Origin of the sequence: Microbacterium sp. TPU 3598 (assembly GCF_002356155.1) — a bacterium.
GTDB lineage: Bacteria > Actinomycetota > Actinomycetes > Actinomycetales > Microbacteriaceae > Microbacterium > Microbacterium maritypicum_A.
The window spans coordinates 1,744,838-1,759,324 of sequence record NZ_AP017975.1 but is presented as its reverse complement, the minus strand read 5'-3'; the positions used below and the strand labels follow the sequence as shown (position 1 = coordinate 1,759,324).

Genomic DNA, 14,487 nt, shown 5'->3' with positions numbered 1-14,487 from the left:
GGATGAGCACAAGCGACGTTCCTGACACTCTCGCCGAGATCCGCGACGGCTTCCTGGAGACCCCGGAGCCCGATCGCCTCCTGCTGCTGCTCGAGTTCTCGGACGAGCTTCCCGACGTCTCCGACGAGGTCGCGGCCCACCCGGAGATGTACGAGCGCGTCGCGGAGTGCCAGTCGCCGGTGTACATCCATGTCGAGGTGAACGATGACATCGTCACGATGCACGCGACAGCCCCGCCCGAAGCTCCGACGACCCGCGGGTTCGCAAGCATCCTGGTGCAGGGTCTCACCGGCCTCACCGCAGACGAGGTGCTCGCGATTCCCAATGACTACCCGCAGTCGATCGGTCTCACGAAGGCCGTGTCCCCTCTGCGCATCGGGGGCATGACCGGGATGCTGATGCGGGCGAAGAACCAGGTCAGCCAGAAACGCTGAGAGCCTGTGATTCGAGCCAGTCCGTGATCGCGGTCGTCCAGCCGGTCTGGTCGTAGTTCCACAGCTTCGTGTGGCGTGCCACCGTGAACTTCGGCATCGTCACGAGATCCGGACGTGCCTCCTGCAGCGCGTGCGATGAATCCGCCGGCACGAAGCCGTCGTCGTCGCTGTGCAGGATCAGCACCGGCGCGGTCAGTTCGTCCGCACGAGCGACCATGTCCAGACGATCGAAGTGGATCGGTTCGTCCGCTCCGCTCAGGCGCGCGGTCAGAGGCATCTGGAGTGCCCCCATCGCGAGTTCCGGCAGCGGCGCACGCACGCCGGCCAGCTTCGCCTGGAACCGCAGCACCGTGCGCCAGTCGACCACAGGAGACTCGAGGATGATCCCCGCGATGCGCTCCCGGTGGCCGGACGTCACGGCGGCCTGCAGCGATACGGCGCCCCCCATGGACCAGCCCATCAGGATCACCCGCTCGGCGCCGTGTCGGAGCGCATAGGCGATGGCGGCGTCGACGTCACGCCACTCCGAGGCTCCGAGGGCGTAGGCACCCGCCCTCGTGCGCGGGGCCTCGCCGTCGTTGCGATACGACACGACCAGGTTCGGCAACCCCGCGGCGTGCAGCACCGGCACCGCCCGCAGGCACTCGGCGCGGGTCGCTCCGCGTCCGTGAACCTGGATCACCCAGGTCGACGACGACGCCGGGAAGTACCAGGCAGGGCATGGCCCTGCGGGAGAGCCGATCAGCAGGTTCTCCCAGCGCAGATGGAGCTCGCTCGGAGACGAGTAGTAGTAGCCGCTGAAGGCCGCGGCACGATCGACACGTGCGCCGGGTTCGATCTGGGTGAGGAGCTTGCGCCGCACGGCCGAACCATCGGCGCTGAGCACCGCCCCGAGTTTGACGTAGCCGTAGGTGCCCGTCGTGAACAGGCCGTAGCGACCGGGAAGCTCGGTGTCGGGTGTGCGCTTCAGCTCGATGGTCTGGGCGCCCGTGTCGACCGAGAGGATCTCCGTGTCGGTCGCGCGGCGCATGGGCGTGACGACCCGACGGGCCACGGCGAACACGACGAGAGCGAGCGCTGCTCCGAACGCGAACAGGGCAGGGACAAGGAGCGTAACGGCGTGCCTGAGACTCTTCATCGCTTCCTGACTCTAGCCTGTTGCCGTGACCGCACACCCCGAGGCCGGGACGCCTTTCGAGAGCGCCGTGGCCGAACTGCGCGAGACCGAGTTCCGCGATGACATCACGGTGCGCGAGATCGCCACGCCACAGGGCCTCGCGCCTTTCGCCATCGCCCTCGCCGCCGACGTGCGCCCGGAGGGTGACGGCGAGTCCGTGTACGGCACCGGCCGGTTCGTCCTGCTGCACGATCCGGACGAGCCGGGAGCCTGGGGAGGCTCGTGGCGCATCGTCATCTTCGCGCAGGCGCCGCTCGAGACCGAGATCGGCACCGATCCGCTTCTCGCCGACGTGACGTGGTCATGGCTGGTCGATGCTCTCGACTCGCGCCAAGCGGTCTATCACTCGGAATCGGGCACGTCGACGAAGACGCTGTCGAAGGGATTCGGCGGGCTCGCCGTCGAAGGAGACGGCGCCCAGATAGAATTGCGGGCGTCCTGGACTCCGGAGGGCCCGTTCCGACCGCACGTCGAAGCATGGGCCGAGCTGGTCGGAATGCTGGCGGGGCTTCCGCCCGGCTCCGAGGGCATCGCCGTGATCGGCGCGCGAAAGGCTGTACGTGACTGAATACTCCGTGATCTCGGATGCCGAGGAGTTCCGCGCAGCCTGCGCCGTGCTCGCCGCCGGTACCGGACCCGTCGCCGTGGACGTCGAGCGGGCGTCCGGCTTCCGCTATTCGCAGCGCGCCTATCTGGTGCAGGTGTTCCGTCGCGAGGCCGGCGTCTTCCTCTTCGACCCGCCGGCGATCGGCGATTTCGCACCTCTCCAGGAGGCGATCGGTGATGTGGAGTGGGTGCTCCACGCGGCGAGCCAGGACCTGCCGTCCCTTCGCGAACTGCGCCTCGAACCGCCGGTGATCTTCGACACCGAGCTCGCCTCGCGCCTGCTCGGCCACGAGCGTGTCGGCCTCGGTGCCGTCGTCGAGGACACGCTGGGCATCATGCTCAAGAAGGAGCACTCCGCCGCCGACTGGTCGACACGCCCGCTCCCCGATTCCTGGCTCGAGTACGCCGCCCTCGACGTCCTGCACCTGATCGACGTCCGCGACGTCCTCGTTCTCGAGCTCGAAGAGCAGGGCAAGACCGAGTTCGCCGCCGAGGAGTTCGCCGCCACCCTCGCCCGCGCTCCCAAACCGCCGCGCGAAGATCCCTGGCGCCGCCTCAGCGGCCTGCACCAGGTGCGTGGAGCCCGGAACCTCGCCGTCGCCCGTGCCCTCTGGCAGGCACGCGAAGCGTACGCGCAGGAGCAGGATGTCTCCCCCGGACGACTCGTGCCCGACCGCTCCCTGGTGGCGGCGGTGCTGGCGAACCCGCAGTCGAAGCAGGCGCTGGCCGGCCTCAAGGAGTTCCAGGGCCGCGCGAGCCGCACGCAGCTCGACCGCTGGTGGCAGGCGATCGTCGAAGGCAGGGCGTCGGAAGAGCTTCCCCGCGAACGCGTTCCGAGCGACACCCTTCCGCCCCCTCGCGCGTGGGCTGACCGGAATCCCGAGGCGGATGCACGACTCAAGGCCGCCCGTCCGGTCGTGGAGGCCGTCGCCGAGGAGCTGGGCATGCCCACCGAGAACCTCCTCACTCCGGAGCACCTGCGCCGCGTGGCCTGGGACCTGCCCGGTGAAACCCCCGAGGCGATCGCGGCCGCGTTGGCAGCGCTGGGTGCCCGACCCTGGCAGATTGAACAGACCGCACAGAAGATCGCTGCCGCCTTTGTAGAGGCGGCGCAAACGCCCGACACGACGCCCGCACCGGCTTCGTAGGTTCGACCCAACCGATTCCTCCCCGTTTCGCGGGCTTCATAGACTGAGGCCACGCACTAACTTGGAGGCAGAGTGGCCGAGATCTCGGACGTCTTCTTCGTCGATGGAGTACGCACCCCCTTCGGGCGCGCCGGCGAAAAAGGCATGTACTGGAACACCCGCGCAGATGACCTCGCCGTGAAGGCGACCATCGGCCTGATGGAGCGCAACGCCGCCGTCCCGGCAGACCGCATCGATGACGTCGCGATCGCCGCGACGAGCCAGACCGGCGACCAGGGGCTGACGCTCGGACGCTCGGTGGCGATCCTCGCCGGGCTTCCGCAGACCGTGCCCGGCCTGGCGGTCGAGCGCATGTGCGCCGGCGCCATGACGAGCGTCACGACCATGGGAGCCTCGATCGGCGTCGGCATGTACGACTTCGCCCTCGCTGGCGGTGTCGAGCACATGGGTCATCACCCGATCGGTGGCAACGCGGATCCGAACCCGCGCTTCGTCGCCGAGAAGATGGTCGACCCCGGTGCACTCAACATGGGCGTCACCGCCGAGCGCATCTTCGACCGGTTCCCGCACCTGACCAAGGAGCGCTCCGACCGGTTCGGCATGCTGAGCCAGCACAAGGTGCAGGCGGCGTACGACGCCGGCAAGATCCAGCCCGACCTCGTGTCGGTCGCCACCAAGGGTGCCGACGGCGCCTGGGGTCTCGCGACCGAAGACGAGGGCCGTCGCCCGCAGACGACGATGGAAGACCTCGCGGCCCTCAAGACTCCCTTCCGTCCGCACGGGCGTGTCACGGCCGGCACCTCCTCCCCCCTCACCGACGGCGCCACGATGTCGCTGCTCGCCGGAGGTGGCGCGGTGAAGGAGTTCGGACTCGCGCCGAAGATGCGGATGGTCTCGTTCGCGTTCGCCGGCGTGCAGCCGGAGATCATGGGCATCGGACCGATTCCGTCGACCGAGAAGGCGCTCAAGAAGGCCGGACTGACGATCGCCGACATCGGGCTGTTCGAACTCAACGAGGCGTTCGCCATCCAGGTGATCTCGCTGCTCGACCACTTCGGCATCGCCGATGACGATCCCCGCGTCAACCAGTGGGGTGGCGCGATCGCACTCGGACACCCGCTCGCGGCGTCCGGTGTGCGTCTGATGATCCAGCTCGCCGCGCAGTTCGCCGAGCGTCCCGACGTCCGCTACGGTCTGACCGCCATGTGCGTCGGTCTCGGTCAGGGCGGTTCGGTCATCTGGGAGAACCCGCACTACGACGGCAAGAAGAAGAAGTGAGCGCGAACGTGACCAACTACGACGAGATCGACTTCTCCCCCATCCAGGCACTCACCGTGGGCGAGGTCATCACGCAGTCGCCGGTGCGCGACATCCGTCTCGCGTCCGGCAAGGTGCTCGCCCTGATCACGCTCGACAACGGCCGTGACCACACGCGACCGAACACGCTCGGTCCCGCGACGCTGACGCAGCTGGGCGAGACGCTCGACGGCCTCAAGGCGCGAGCCGCGGCCGGCGAGATCCAGGCTGTCGGCATCACCGGCAAGCAGTACATCCTCGCGGCCGGCGCCGACCTGTCCGACATCAGCAAGGTCGGATCGCGCGACAACGCCCGCCTGATCGCGCAGCTCGGACACAAGGTCCTCGGCACGCTCAGCGACCTCGGCGTGCCGTCGTTCGCCTTCGTGAACGGCCTCGCCCTGGGCGGCGGCCTGGAGATCGCGCTGAACTCCAGCTACCGCACCGTCGACTCCTCTGCTGCGGCGGTGGCACTGCCCGAGGTCTTCCTCGGCATCATCCCCGGTTGGGGCGGCGCCTACCTGCTGCCGAACCTGATCGGCATCGAGAACGCCCTCGAGGTCGTCATCTCCAACCCGCTCAAGCAGAACCGGATGCTGAAGCCGCAGCAGGCGTTCGACCTGGGCATCTTCGACGCGATCTTCCCCGCGGCGAACTACCTCGAGAACTCGCTGGCCTGGGCGGATGCCGTCCTGGGTGGCAAGAAGGTCGAGCGCAAGAACGAGCCCGGCAAGATCGAGCGTCTCACCAAGTGGCCGATCGCCATCAAGATGGCGCGCGGGATGCTGGAGTCGAAGATCGGCACCATGCCGAAGTCGCCGTATGCGGCCCTCGACCTGCTCGACAAGGCCAAGGGCGGCACCAAGGCCGAAGGCTTCGCCCGCGAGGACGAGGCACTCGCCGAACTCGTCACGGGCGACCAGTTCGCTGCATCCATGTACGCCTTCGACCTCGTGCAGAAGCGCGCGAAGCGACCGGTCGGAGCTCCCGACAAGGCGCTCGCGAAGAAGGTCACCAAGGTCGGCATCATCGGCGCCGGTCTCATGGCGAGCCAGTTCGCACTGCTCTTCGTGCGCAAGCTCCAGGTGCCCGTGCTCATCACCGACCTGGATCAGGCACGCGTCGACAAGGGCGTCGCCTACATCCACGAGGAGATCGGCAAGCTCGAAGCGAAGGGACGCCTGGACTCCGATTCGGCGAACAAGCTGCGCGCGCTCGTCACCGGCACCACCGACAAGAGCCTGTACGCGGACTGCGACTTCGTGATCGAGGCCGTGTTCGAAGAGGTCGGGGTCAAGCAGCAGGTGTTCGGCGAGATCGAGAAGATCATCGCCGAGGACGCGATCCTCGCGACCAACACGTCGTCGCTCTCCGTCGAGGAGATCGGATCGAAGCTCGCTCACCCCGAACGCCTGGTCGGCTTCCACTTCTTCAACCCTGTCGCGGTGATGCCGCTGATCGAGATCGTGAAGACACCGGCGACGGACGATGCCGCTCTGTCGACGGCGTTCGTGGTCGCGAAGAACCTCGGAAAGAACGCGGTCCTCACCGCCGACGCCCCCGGCTTCGTCGTGAACCGACTGCTCGCCAAGGTCATGGGCGAGGCGGCTCGCGCCGTCTACGAGGGCACCCCCATCGCCGATGTCGAGAAGGCCTTCGGCCCGCTCGGCCTGCCGATGGGCCCGTTCCAGTTGATCGACCTCGTCGGCTGGAAGGTCGCCGCCCACGTGCAGGACACGATGGTGAAGGCCTTCCCCGACCGCTTCTACGCCAACGAGAACTTCCATGCGCTCGCGGAGCTCGACACCGTCGTGGAGAAGGACAAGGGCGGGCGCGTCATCGGCTGGAGCAAGCAGGCGGAGAAGGTTCTGAAGCCCGCCGTCGGCAAGAACCCCGCAACGGCGGCGACGATCCTCCAGCGGGTGCAGGACGGTCTGGCGCAGGAGATCAAGCTGATGCTCGACGAGGGCGTCGTGCCCGAGGTCGAGGACATCGACCTGTGCCTGATCCTCGGCGCCGGCTGGCCGTTCATCGACGGTGGTGCTTCACCGTACCTCGACCGTGAGGGAGCCTCGGAGCGGGCCTTCGGCGGCTCGTTCCACACCCCGCAGATCCGCGGCGTCGAGAGCCGCTGATCGTCGGACGCCATCCCGCGAAGCGCTCCACAGGATTCCTGGCGAATCCGGTGGAGCGCTTCGTCGTCCGCCGAGCCGGGAGACCCTAGCCTGGATCGATGATTTCTCGTCCGTCTCCGCGCACCGCCGAACAGCCGATGGCTTTCAGCTGGCGCGAGTTCTGGCGCGGTGCCGTCGCCACCTGGATCACCTTCAACGTGCTGTTCCTCCTGTTGACGACCCTCGTCCTCACCATCATGTCGCGCTCGCTGCAGGGTGTCTTCTCGATCGTGATCATGGTGGCGTGGTTCCAGCTGCTCTTCGTCGTGGCCGTCTCCGCTCTGGCGACCGTCATCGGCGGCGCGGCCGCCTTCGGGCTGGGCCGACTCCTGCGAACCACGGTGGGCATGCGCCGACACCTGGTCGCCTTCGCGGGGCTCGGTCTCATCATCGGAGCCGTGGTCATCGCGGTCGTCGGCACCTGGTCGTCGAGCGACACCGGCGAGTTCGGGTTCCTGCTGACGGACATGACCGAGCCGTACATCGCGCTGCCGCTCTTGGGTGTGAGCGCCCTCAGTGTCGCGTGCGGCTGGTACTGGACCGCGTCACGGGCACTGTGCGAAGACCCTGCGCCGCAGGCCCCGATCGCCGAGACTCAGCTCGCGGGCTGAGCCGGTCGGGGGTCTTCGTCACCACGTCGAGGCCAGTACGACAGCGCCCGTTCGGCCAGCGCGGTGATCGTGAGCGAGGGGTTCACGCCGGGATTCGCGGGAACGGCCGCCCCGTCGACGACGTGCAGGCCGGGGTGTCCCCAGACCCGGTGATATGTGTCGACGACCCCTTCCGCGGGCGACGCCGAGATCACCGCACCGCCGAGGAAGTGCGCCGTGAGCGGGATGCCGAACACCTCCGGCCAGGATCCGCGTGCGGCCGCAGACACCCCGCCGTCCGCCTCGACCCGCGCGGCGATCGCCGCAGCAGCCGTATGGGCTTGGGGCAGATAGCTCGGGTTCGGCTCCCCGTGTCCCTGCGCACTCGTCATCACGAGGCGACCGAAGCGGCGGCGCAGCGAGAGGGTGAGCGAATTGTCCGCCGTCTGCATCACCAGCGCGATGATTCCACGCTCGCTCCAACGGCGGAGACTCCCGAGTCGGTACTGCCGCAGCGGAGAGCGGAGCAGCTGTGCGATGAGACTGCGCAGCCGCACCCCGAGCGGCCGACCGCCGGGGACGATGACGGTCGCGAGCGCGCCCATCAGGTTCGATCCCGGACCGTAGCGGACGTTCTCGACGTGCGTGCGATCGTCGATGTGGAACGAGGTCGTGATCGCGACGCCCCGGGCGAGCTCGAGCGATTCCGGGACGCTCGTGGCGACCGCGCCGTCCAGCGCCTCGGAGTTGGTTCGGGTCAGCTGCCCCACGGCGTCGGAGACCCGCGGCAGCGCCCCGGACGCCTTCATACGGTGCAGCAGCTGCTGCGTACCCCAGGTGCCGGCGGCCAGCACCACCTGCCGGGCGGTCACGGTTCTCCGCTCATGCCGGAACCAGGCTCCGCTGCGCTGCGTCGTCACCGCGAACCCACCCCCGGGGAGCTCCCGCACCTCGCTCACCGTTCGCAGCGCCTCGATCGCGACCCCTCGGCGCTCCGCGAGAGCCAGGTAGTTCTTCATGAGCGTGTTCTTCGCGCCGACGCGGCAGCCCACCATGCAGTTGCCGCAGAGGGTGCAACCGGTGCGATCAGGGCCCTCACCGCCGAAGAACGGATCCGGCGTGCGCTCCCCCGGCTTCCCGAACCAGACCCCGACGGGCGCGTGGCGGAACGTCGCACCGACGCCGAGGTCGTCCGCGGCGCCGGCCATGATCCGCTCCACCGGACCCGTGTGCGGGTAGCGCTCCACGACGCCGAGCATCCGCTTCGCCGTGGCATAGTGGGGTGCCAACTCGGACTCCCAGTCCGCGATGCCCTGCCACTGGGGGTCCGCGAAGAAGGCCGCCCCCGGCTGGTACAGCGTGTTCGCGTAGTTGAGTGATCCGCCACCCACCCCGGCGCCCGCCAGAATCATCACGTGCGGCAGTCGGTGGATGCGCTGCACACCGTAGCAGCCGAGCGCTGGTGCCCACAGGTACCGGCGGACGTTCCAGTTGGTCTTCGCGAAGTCATCGTCCTCGAAGCGGCGACCCGCCTCGTAGACGCGGACGCGGTAGCCCTTCTCCGCAAGTCGCAGAGCGGCCACGGAACCTCCGAATCCGGAACCCACGACCACGACATCCTCGTCGAACTCAGTCATCGCTCTCCTTCGGCACCATCATCGTGAGCGCACCCGGCAGCACCGTGATGGTGCACTCATCCTCGCCGATCCGCTCGCCGTCGGCATAGACCACCAGGCCGGGAGCCGACACCGTGACGGAGCGTCCACGACGATGCACCACCTCGTCGCGCGCGAGATGCGTCCCGCGGAGCAGCAGGGGGAAGAGACGCAGCAGTCGCAGTCGGCCCAACGGGGCGACACGGACGATGTCGAGGAGCCCGTCGTCGGGGAGGGCCCCGGCGCAGATCGGCATCCCGCCGCCGTAGCTGGAGGTGCTGCCGGCCGCGATCAGCGTACCCGGCTCACTTCTCGGCGGCTCGCCATCGATGGCGAGGGTGAACTCCATGGGACGCAGCCGCACGAGTTCGATCAGCAGGGCGAGGTAATAGCGAGGCGCACCGTGCGGCCAGCGGAGCCGGTTGGTGCGATCGCTGACCTTCGCGTCGAAACCCAGCGCCGCGATGGTCAGGAATTTCCTGCTGCCCTTCGCGGTGCGGACCACGCCGACGTCGATCGACCGGGGCACGCCCGTGAGAGCGAGTTCGGCGGCAGCCCGTGCGTCGCTGCGTGGGAGTCCGAGAGCGCGGGCGAGGTCGTTCCCGGTCCCGGCCGCGACCAGGACCACGGGGACCGATGCCGCACATACCGTGTCGAGCACACCGGACAGTGTGCCATCGCCACCGACGACGACCAGTGCTCGCGGATCGTCTGCCACGGCCGCGACCGCGAGCCGTGCGGTGTCCTCTGCGGATCCTCCCGCATAGGCCCGCACCTCGACTCCACGATCGCGAAGATGCAGAACAGCAGCCTCCGCTGCTCGCCCGCCCCGCCCTTTGCCGGAGAACGGATTCGCGAGCACGGCGATGTGCTCGGCCATGTCAGAGCGTCCGCTCGATCGGGATCACGGCACCCGGGTTGAGGATGCCCGACGGATCGAGTTCGCGCTTGATCGCACGGAGGATACGGACGCCCGTCTCGCCGATCTCCGCACGGAGCCAGGGCGCATGATCCCTGCCGACCGCGTGGTGATGGCTGATGGTCCCCCCCGTCGCGATGATCGCATCGTTGACACGCGCCTTCACGACATTCCACACACCGAGCGGGTCCGAACGGATGCCGGCGAGCACGGTGAAGTACAGGGAAGCCCCGGTCGGGTAGATGTGGGAGACGTGGCACATGATGTACGACTTCGCCCCGGCGTCGGCGAAGCCGTCTTTGAGTGCAGAGTCGACCGCCGAACGCAGTGTCTGCAGGTTCGACCATGTGGTCGCGGTCTCGAGCGTCTCGCAGAAGACACCGGCGTCGAGCAGCGAATCCCGCAGGTAGGGGCCGTCGAACCGACCTTTCAGCCAGTCCTCCGCTGCCCCTTCACCTGCCGAGACTCCGCCGGCCGCAGCGAGCTGGATACTGGCGCGGGCACGCCGCTCGGCGATACCGTCACCTTCGTACACGGTCACCACGCTGGCGCCCTTCGCGAGAGCCCTGCCGATCTTGCCGACCTGCGCGAGACTCACCGCCGTCTCCGCTTCGTCGGAGAGCCGGATGACGGTGGGGCCATCGCCCTGCTGCGCGACCCGCCGCAGCCCCTCGGCGCCGCTGGTGAAGTCGGGGAAGGACCAGGATTCGAACACGCGGTCGCGCGGGATCCGATGCACCCGCACCCGTACCTCGGTGATCACGCCGAAGATGCCCTCGGAGCCGAGGAACACCCTGATCAGGTCTGGCCCTGCGGCGGAACCGGGCGAGCGCCCGAGCTCGATGTCGCCGGTCGGCGTCGCCACTCTGATCCCGGTCACCATCGTGTCGAAGCGCCCGTTGCCCGCCGAGTTCTGTCCCGAAGACCGGGCCGCCGCGAATCCGCCGATCGTGGCGTAGCGGAAGCTCTGAGGGAAGTGGCCGAGTTCGAAGCCGTGCGCGGACAGCGATGCTTCCGCCTCCGGCCCCGTCGTCCCGGCCGCGAACAGGGCTTCGCCGCTGAACTCATCCAGCCGGATCAGACCGCCGAGACGTCGCAGGTCGAGGCTCACGACCGCATGATGCGTGCCCCGCTCGGGCTCCAGCGCTCCGACGACGCTCGTGCCGCCCCCGAAGGGGATCACCGCGATCCCTCGCGCGACCGCGATGTCGAGGCACGCGCGCACCTCTTCGTGATCGGCAGGACGGAGGACGGCATCCGGCGCCTCCTGACGCACCTCGCGACGACGGAGGAGGTCGGGTGTCGAACGCCCACCTGCGTGGCGGATGCGCGCCTCGGCGGCATCATCGATGTTCGTCGGGCCGACCGCGGCGCTGAACGCCGCATGATCCTCAGCGGTCAGCCGCGGAGGATCGAGCTGCACGTGCGCGAGCTCGATCGCCGGTCCGGGCTTGCGCACTCGCCCCAGCAGCATCGGCAGCAGCGCGCGCACCGCCAAGGGCAGGTCCTTCGCCTTGGCCGGATCACCCCAGCCGTTCCATCTCATCGACGGGTCCGCATCGACCCTGCCACTGTCTTGGCCCATGCGTTACAGTGTGACACATCATGGAAGAACGTCAACCACACTGGGATGCGACACAGACGCGGATCCTCGACGCCGCCGACGCCCTGATCGAGCGTCGCGGCGTGCACGGCGTCACCATCGCCGAGCTCGCCCGTCGCGCCGATCTCAGTCGCCCCACGATCTACCGCAACTGGAGCGATGCCGATGATGTCGTCCGCGCCGCGCTGCTGCGGCGCGTCGACGGCATCCTGGGCACCTTCCCCGCGGAAGCGCGCACCCGGACGGTCCTCGTCGACGACGTCCTCCATTTCACGACGCTCTTCCGCAATGACACCCTCTACGGGCGTCTGCTCGCCGATGAACCCGAAGCCTTCACCCGCTACACGCTGCAGCGGGTGGGATCGAGTCAGCGCTTGATCCTCGACTGGCTCGCCACGGCGATCGGCACCGCACAGGCCGACGGCTCGGTCAGATCGGGACCGCCGCAGGAGATCGCGGTCATGCTGCTGCTCATCGCACAGTCCGCGGTCCTCTCCCACGGCACCGTGGCAGACCTCATCTCGGAGAACGCGTGGGAGCGCGAACTGCGGGCCGCACTCGACGGGCTGCTCCGCCCATGACCCGGGAGTCATCGGCGCTCAACGTCGCGCGACGGAGGATCGAACTCGCACGCGCAGCCGACGAGACGGTCGACGTCCTCGTCGTCGGGGGCGGTATCACGGGCGTGGGTGTCGCTCTGGACGCCGTCTCGCGCGGGCTCCGTGTGACGCTGATCGAAGCCGAGGATCTCGCCTTCGGGACCAGCCGATTCAGCTCGAAGCTCGTGCACGGCGGCCTGCGCTACCTCGCAACCGGTGACATCGCGACCGCGCGAGAGAGCGCACACGAGCGGCATCTCCTGATGACCACGATCGCACCGCATCTGATCCGCCCGCTCGGACAGCTCCTGCCCTTCTCCCGCGGAGTCACCCTCCGCCAGCGCACTGCGGGCGCCGTCGGGATGGGGCTGGGAGATCTGCTCCGCATGCGCGCGCACACCACCCGTACGACGCTGCCTGCCCCCGCTCTCGTGTCCGCGCGCTCCGCCACCCGCCTGGTGCCTGCGCTCGACCCGCATGGCCTCCGCGGCGGAATGCTGTCCTTCGACGGCCAGCTGGTCGACGACGCGCGGCTCGTGGCGACCGTCGCCCGCACGGCAGCATCTCTCGGTGCGCGCATCCTCACCCGCGTCCGTGCGGTCGTGTTGCGAGAAGACGGCGCATCCGTCGAGGAGACGTCCACGGGCGAGCGGTTCGAGGTCAGAGCCCGCGCCGTCATCAACGCGACCGGCGTCTGGGCCGGTGCGCTCGATCAGACGATCCACGTGCGCCCGAGCCGAGGGACGCACATCGTCCTCGCCGCCGCCGACCTGGGTTCGCCGTCGGCCGCGCTCACCATCCCGCACGAGGGATCGATCAGTCGCTACGTCTTCGCGCTGCCGCAGGCCTTCGGCCGCGTGATCGTCGGCCTCACCGACGAAGACTCCCCCGGTGCCGTGCCGCGTGTCGCCCAACCGACGGAGCCGGAGATCGATTTCCTGCTGCAGAACCTCAATCGCGTGATCGCTGCTCCCCTCGGCCGTGATCGGGTGCGGGGCGCGTTCGCCGGCCTGCGTCCGCTGGTCGACAGCGGGACCGACTCCACCGCCGATATCTCTCGCCGGCATCTGGTGACGGTATCCACCGCCGGATTCGTCACGGTGCTCGGGGGAAAGCTGACCACCTACCGCCGGATGGCCGAGGATGCCGTGGACCTTGCGGGACGCACCCGCGGACTGCAGGCGGGGCCGAGCCGCACGGCGTCGTTGCGCCTCGTCGATCGGGAAGTGCCCGCCTCGGACGACGTGCTCGACGACGCCATGGGGTTGACCACCGCGGAGGTCGAGTTCGCGGTTCACACGGAGGGCGCGATGAGCGTCGACGACGTCCTCGACAGGCGCACCCGTGTCGGACTCGTGGATGCCGATCGCGCACGCTGCCACGCGGCGGTCGAGAACGTCGTCGCCCGCACTCTCGCCGACCTCGCCTGACCCGCCGCGGCGAATCCGGGCCCGCCGCGGCGAATCCTGAGCGGTGCGTATCCAGCGCACTGCGCCGCGGGTAACGTGCGCGGAACAGCGCATGAACTCCCCCGCCCGCCCCGTCCCGAAGGCACCCCGCACCCCGGCGACCCTGCACAGTGGTGACATGGACATGCTCTTCACGATGCTGGGCGGCAAGGGGATGTCGGGTCTGCTGAAGACCGGAACGGCGATCCTCACCACGCTTCTGGTCCTCCCCGCCCTCCTCAAGCTCTTCATCGTCACCGTCGACGAGGGGTGGGCGGCGATCCGGACGCGCAACGGCAAGCCGATCATCCGCAACCGCCCGCAGCGTCGTCCGCGGAACCGCGGCGGGGCTGTCGGAGAAGTCGTCGTTCTGGACCCGGGCTCGCACGGAGCATTCCCGCTGTTCTACTGGTACAAGCTCATCGACGTCCGTTGCCGTGCGACCGATCTGCCCGCGCGAGAGATGAGCGGCGCGAGCGGACACCAGCACCGCGTGCATGCCTCGTTCGAGTGGCGTCCGATACCGACGGGAAGCGATCTTCGGGTGTTCGAGCTCGACGTCGTGAACGTCAAGGAGCGAGCCTCGAACATCGTCGGCGCCGCGCTGAGAGACGTGATCCGTGGGCTCGAGGGAGCCGAGCTGCCGCACAACGACGAGATCAACACCCGAGTGATCGCGGCCAGCGCCGCGGAGGTGCGTCGCGCCTGCGGCGTCGAGCTGGTGCGGGTCATGGTCACCGGCGACGCACTCACCGACGGCTACCTGCTGTCGACCGCGCTCCGAGATGCCGATCGCGGAGCACAGGCCGTCGCCGCGTTGCACGCTCTGAACTGACGT

At 68.8% G+C, this 14,487-nt stretch carries 13 protein-coding genes; 9 read left to right on the top strand and 4 right to left on the bottom strand.

Annotated features, from left to right (window positions below):
• Window positions 1–2 precede the first annotated feature (2 nt).
• On the top strand, window positions 3–434 hold the full coding sequence (locus tag MST3598_RS08335; RefSeq protein WP_021200666.1) for a SufE family protein: 432 nt from the start codon (window positions 3–5) through the stop codon (window positions 432–434).
• On the opposite strand, the gene MST3598_RS08330 is transcribed toward MST3598_RS08335, so the two are convergent.
• Window positions 418–1,572 (bottom strand): alpha/beta hydrolase family protein, encoded by a 1,155-nt coding sequence (locus MST3598_RS08330; RefSeq protein ID WP_021200667.1) that lies wholly within the window; start codon window positions 1,570–1,572, stop codon window positions 418–420. The genes MST3598_RS08335 and MST3598_RS08330 overlap by 17 nt on opposite strands.
• Before the next feature lie 25 nt (window positions 1,573–1,597).
• Here MST3598_RS08330 and MST3598_RS08325 point away from each other — a divergent pair, with 25 nt between their 5' ends.
• From MST3598_RS08325 to MST3598_RS08305, 5 genes are all read left to right on the top strand, one after another.
• Entirely contained in the window at window positions 1,598–2,179 is a 582-nt protein-coding gene (locus MST3598_RS08325) for a DUF3000 domain-containing protein (protein WP_021200668.1), read from the top strand.
• A complete protein-coding gene (locus tag MST3598_RS08320) occupies window positions 2,172–3,365 on the top strand; it encodes a ribonuclease D (protein ID WP_029259287.1) in 1,194 nt (397 codons plus the stop codon). The genes MST3598_RS08325 and MST3598_RS08320 overlap by 8 nt, the downstream gene beginning before the upstream one ends.
• A gap of 72 nt (window positions 3,366–3,437) precedes the next feature.
• Entirely contained in the window at window positions 3,438–4,643 is a 1,206-nt protein-coding gene (locus MST3598_RS08315) for a thiolase family protein (RefSeq protein ID WP_021200670.1), read from the top strand.
• 8 nt (window positions 4,644–4,651) lie between these two features.
• Window positions 4,652–6,796 carry a 3-hydroxyacyl-CoA dehydrogenase NAD-binding domain-containing protein gene (locus MST3598_RS08310; RefSeq protein WP_029259288.1) on the top strand — a complete coding sequence of 715 codons (2,145 nt, stop codon included), beginning with the start codon at window positions 4,652–4,654 and terminating at the stop codon, window positions 6,794–6,796.
• 98 nt (window positions 6,797–6,894) lie between these two features.
• Window positions 6,895–7,446, top strand: coding sequence for a hypothetical protein (locus tag MST3598_RS08305; RefSeq protein WP_136053614.1), 552 nt, complete (start codon window positions 6,895–6,897; stop codon window positions 7,444–7,446).
• Here MST3598_RS08305 and MST3598_RS08300 read toward each other — a convergent pair.
• The 3 genes from MST3598_RS08300 to MST3598_RS08290 are packed head-to-tail and all read right to left on the bottom strand — an operon-like array spanning window position 7,431 to window position 11,584.
• Entirely contained in the window at window positions 7,431–9,062 is a 1,632-nt protein-coding gene (locus tag MST3598_RS08300) for a GMC family oxidoreductase (RefSeq protein ID WP_029259290.1), read from the bottom strand. The two genes, MST3598_RS08305 and MST3598_RS08300, sit on opposite strands and share 16 nt — an antisense overlap.
• Entirely contained in the window at window positions 9,055–9,960 is a 906-nt protein-coding gene (locus tag MST3598_RS08295; protein ID WP_029259291.1) for a YegS/Rv2252/BmrU family lipid kinase, read from the bottom strand. The genes MST3598_RS08300 and MST3598_RS08295 overlap by 8 nt, the downstream gene beginning before the upstream one ends.
• Window position 9,961: 1 nt before the next feature.
• Window positions 9,962–11,584 carry an FAD-binding oxidoreductase gene (locus MST3598_RS08290; RefSeq protein ID WP_231494444.1) on the bottom strand — a complete coding sequence of 541 codons (1,623 nt, stop codon included), beginning with the start codon at window positions 11,582–11,584 and terminating at the stop codon, window positions 9,962–9,964.
• Between the two features lie 20 nt (window positions 11,585–11,604).
• Here MST3598_RS08290 and MST3598_RS08285 point away from each other — a divergent pair, with 20 nt between their 5' ends.
• From MST3598_RS08285 to MST3598_RS08275, 3 genes are all read left to right on the top strand, one after another.
• Window positions 11,605–12,183, top strand: coding sequence for a TetR/AcrR family transcriptional regulator (locus MST3598_RS08285; RefSeq protein WP_029259293.1), 579 nt, complete (start codon window positions 11,605–11,607; stop codon window positions 12,181–12,183).
• On the top strand, window positions 12,180–13,631 hold the full coding sequence (locus MST3598_RS08280; protein WP_029259294.1) for a glycerol-3-phosphate dehydrogenase/oxidase: 1,452 nt from the start codon (window positions 12,180–12,182) through the stop codon (window positions 13,629–13,631). Before MST3598_RS08285 ends, MST3598_RS08280 begins: the two co-directional genes overlap by 4 nt.
• A 91-nt stretch (window positions 13,632–13,722) precedes the next feature.
• A complete protein-coding gene (locus tag MST3598_RS08275) occupies window positions 13,723–14,484 on the top strand; it encodes an SPFH domain-containing protein (RefSeq protein WP_231494445.1) in 762 nt (253 codons plus the stop codon).
• Window positions 14,485–14,487 lie beyond the last annotated feature (3 nt).

What these genes read in the sequence shown, in the direction of transcription:
- MST3598_RS08330 (WP_021200667.1), bottom strand. Translation starts at nt 1,572, where the DNA reads ATGAAGAGTCTCAGGCACGCCGTTACGCTCCTTGTCCCTGCCCTGTTC.
- MST3598_RS08275 (WP_231494445.1), top strand. Translation starts at nt 13,723, where the DNA reads ATGAACTCCCCCGCCCGCCCCGTCCCGAAGGCACCCCGCACCCCGGCG.
- MST3598_RS08305 (WP_136053614.1), top strand. Translation starts at nt 6,895, where the DNA reads ATGATTTCTCGTCCGTCTCCGCGCACCGCCGAACAGCCGATGGCTTTC.
- MST3598_RS08335 (WP_021200666.1), top strand. Translation starts at nt 3, where the DNA reads ATGAGCACAAGCGACGTTCCTGACACTCTCGCCGAGATCCGCGACGGC.
- MST3598_RS08285 (WP_029259293.1), top strand. Translation starts at nt 11,605, where the DNA reads ATGGAAGAACGTCAACCACACTGGGATGCGACACAGACGCGGATCCTC.
- MST3598_RS08300 (WP_029259290.1), bottom strand. Translation starts at nt 9,062, where the DNA reads ATGACTGAGTTCGACGAGGATGTCGTGGTCGTGGGTTCCGGATTCGGA.
- MST3598_RS08290 (WP_231494444.1), bottom strand. Translation starts at nt 11,584, where the DNA reads ATGGGCCAAGACAGTGGCAGGGTCGATGCGGACCCGTCGATGAGATGG.
- MST3598_RS08295 (WP_029259291.1), bottom strand. Translation starts at nt 9,960, where the DNA reads ATGGCCGAGCACATCGCCGTGCTCGCGAATCCGTTCTCCGGCAAAGGG.
- MST3598_RS08280 (WP_029259294.1), top strand. Translation starts at nt 12,180, where the DNA reads ATGACCCGGGAGTCATCGGCGCTCAACGTCGCGCGACGGAGGATCGAA.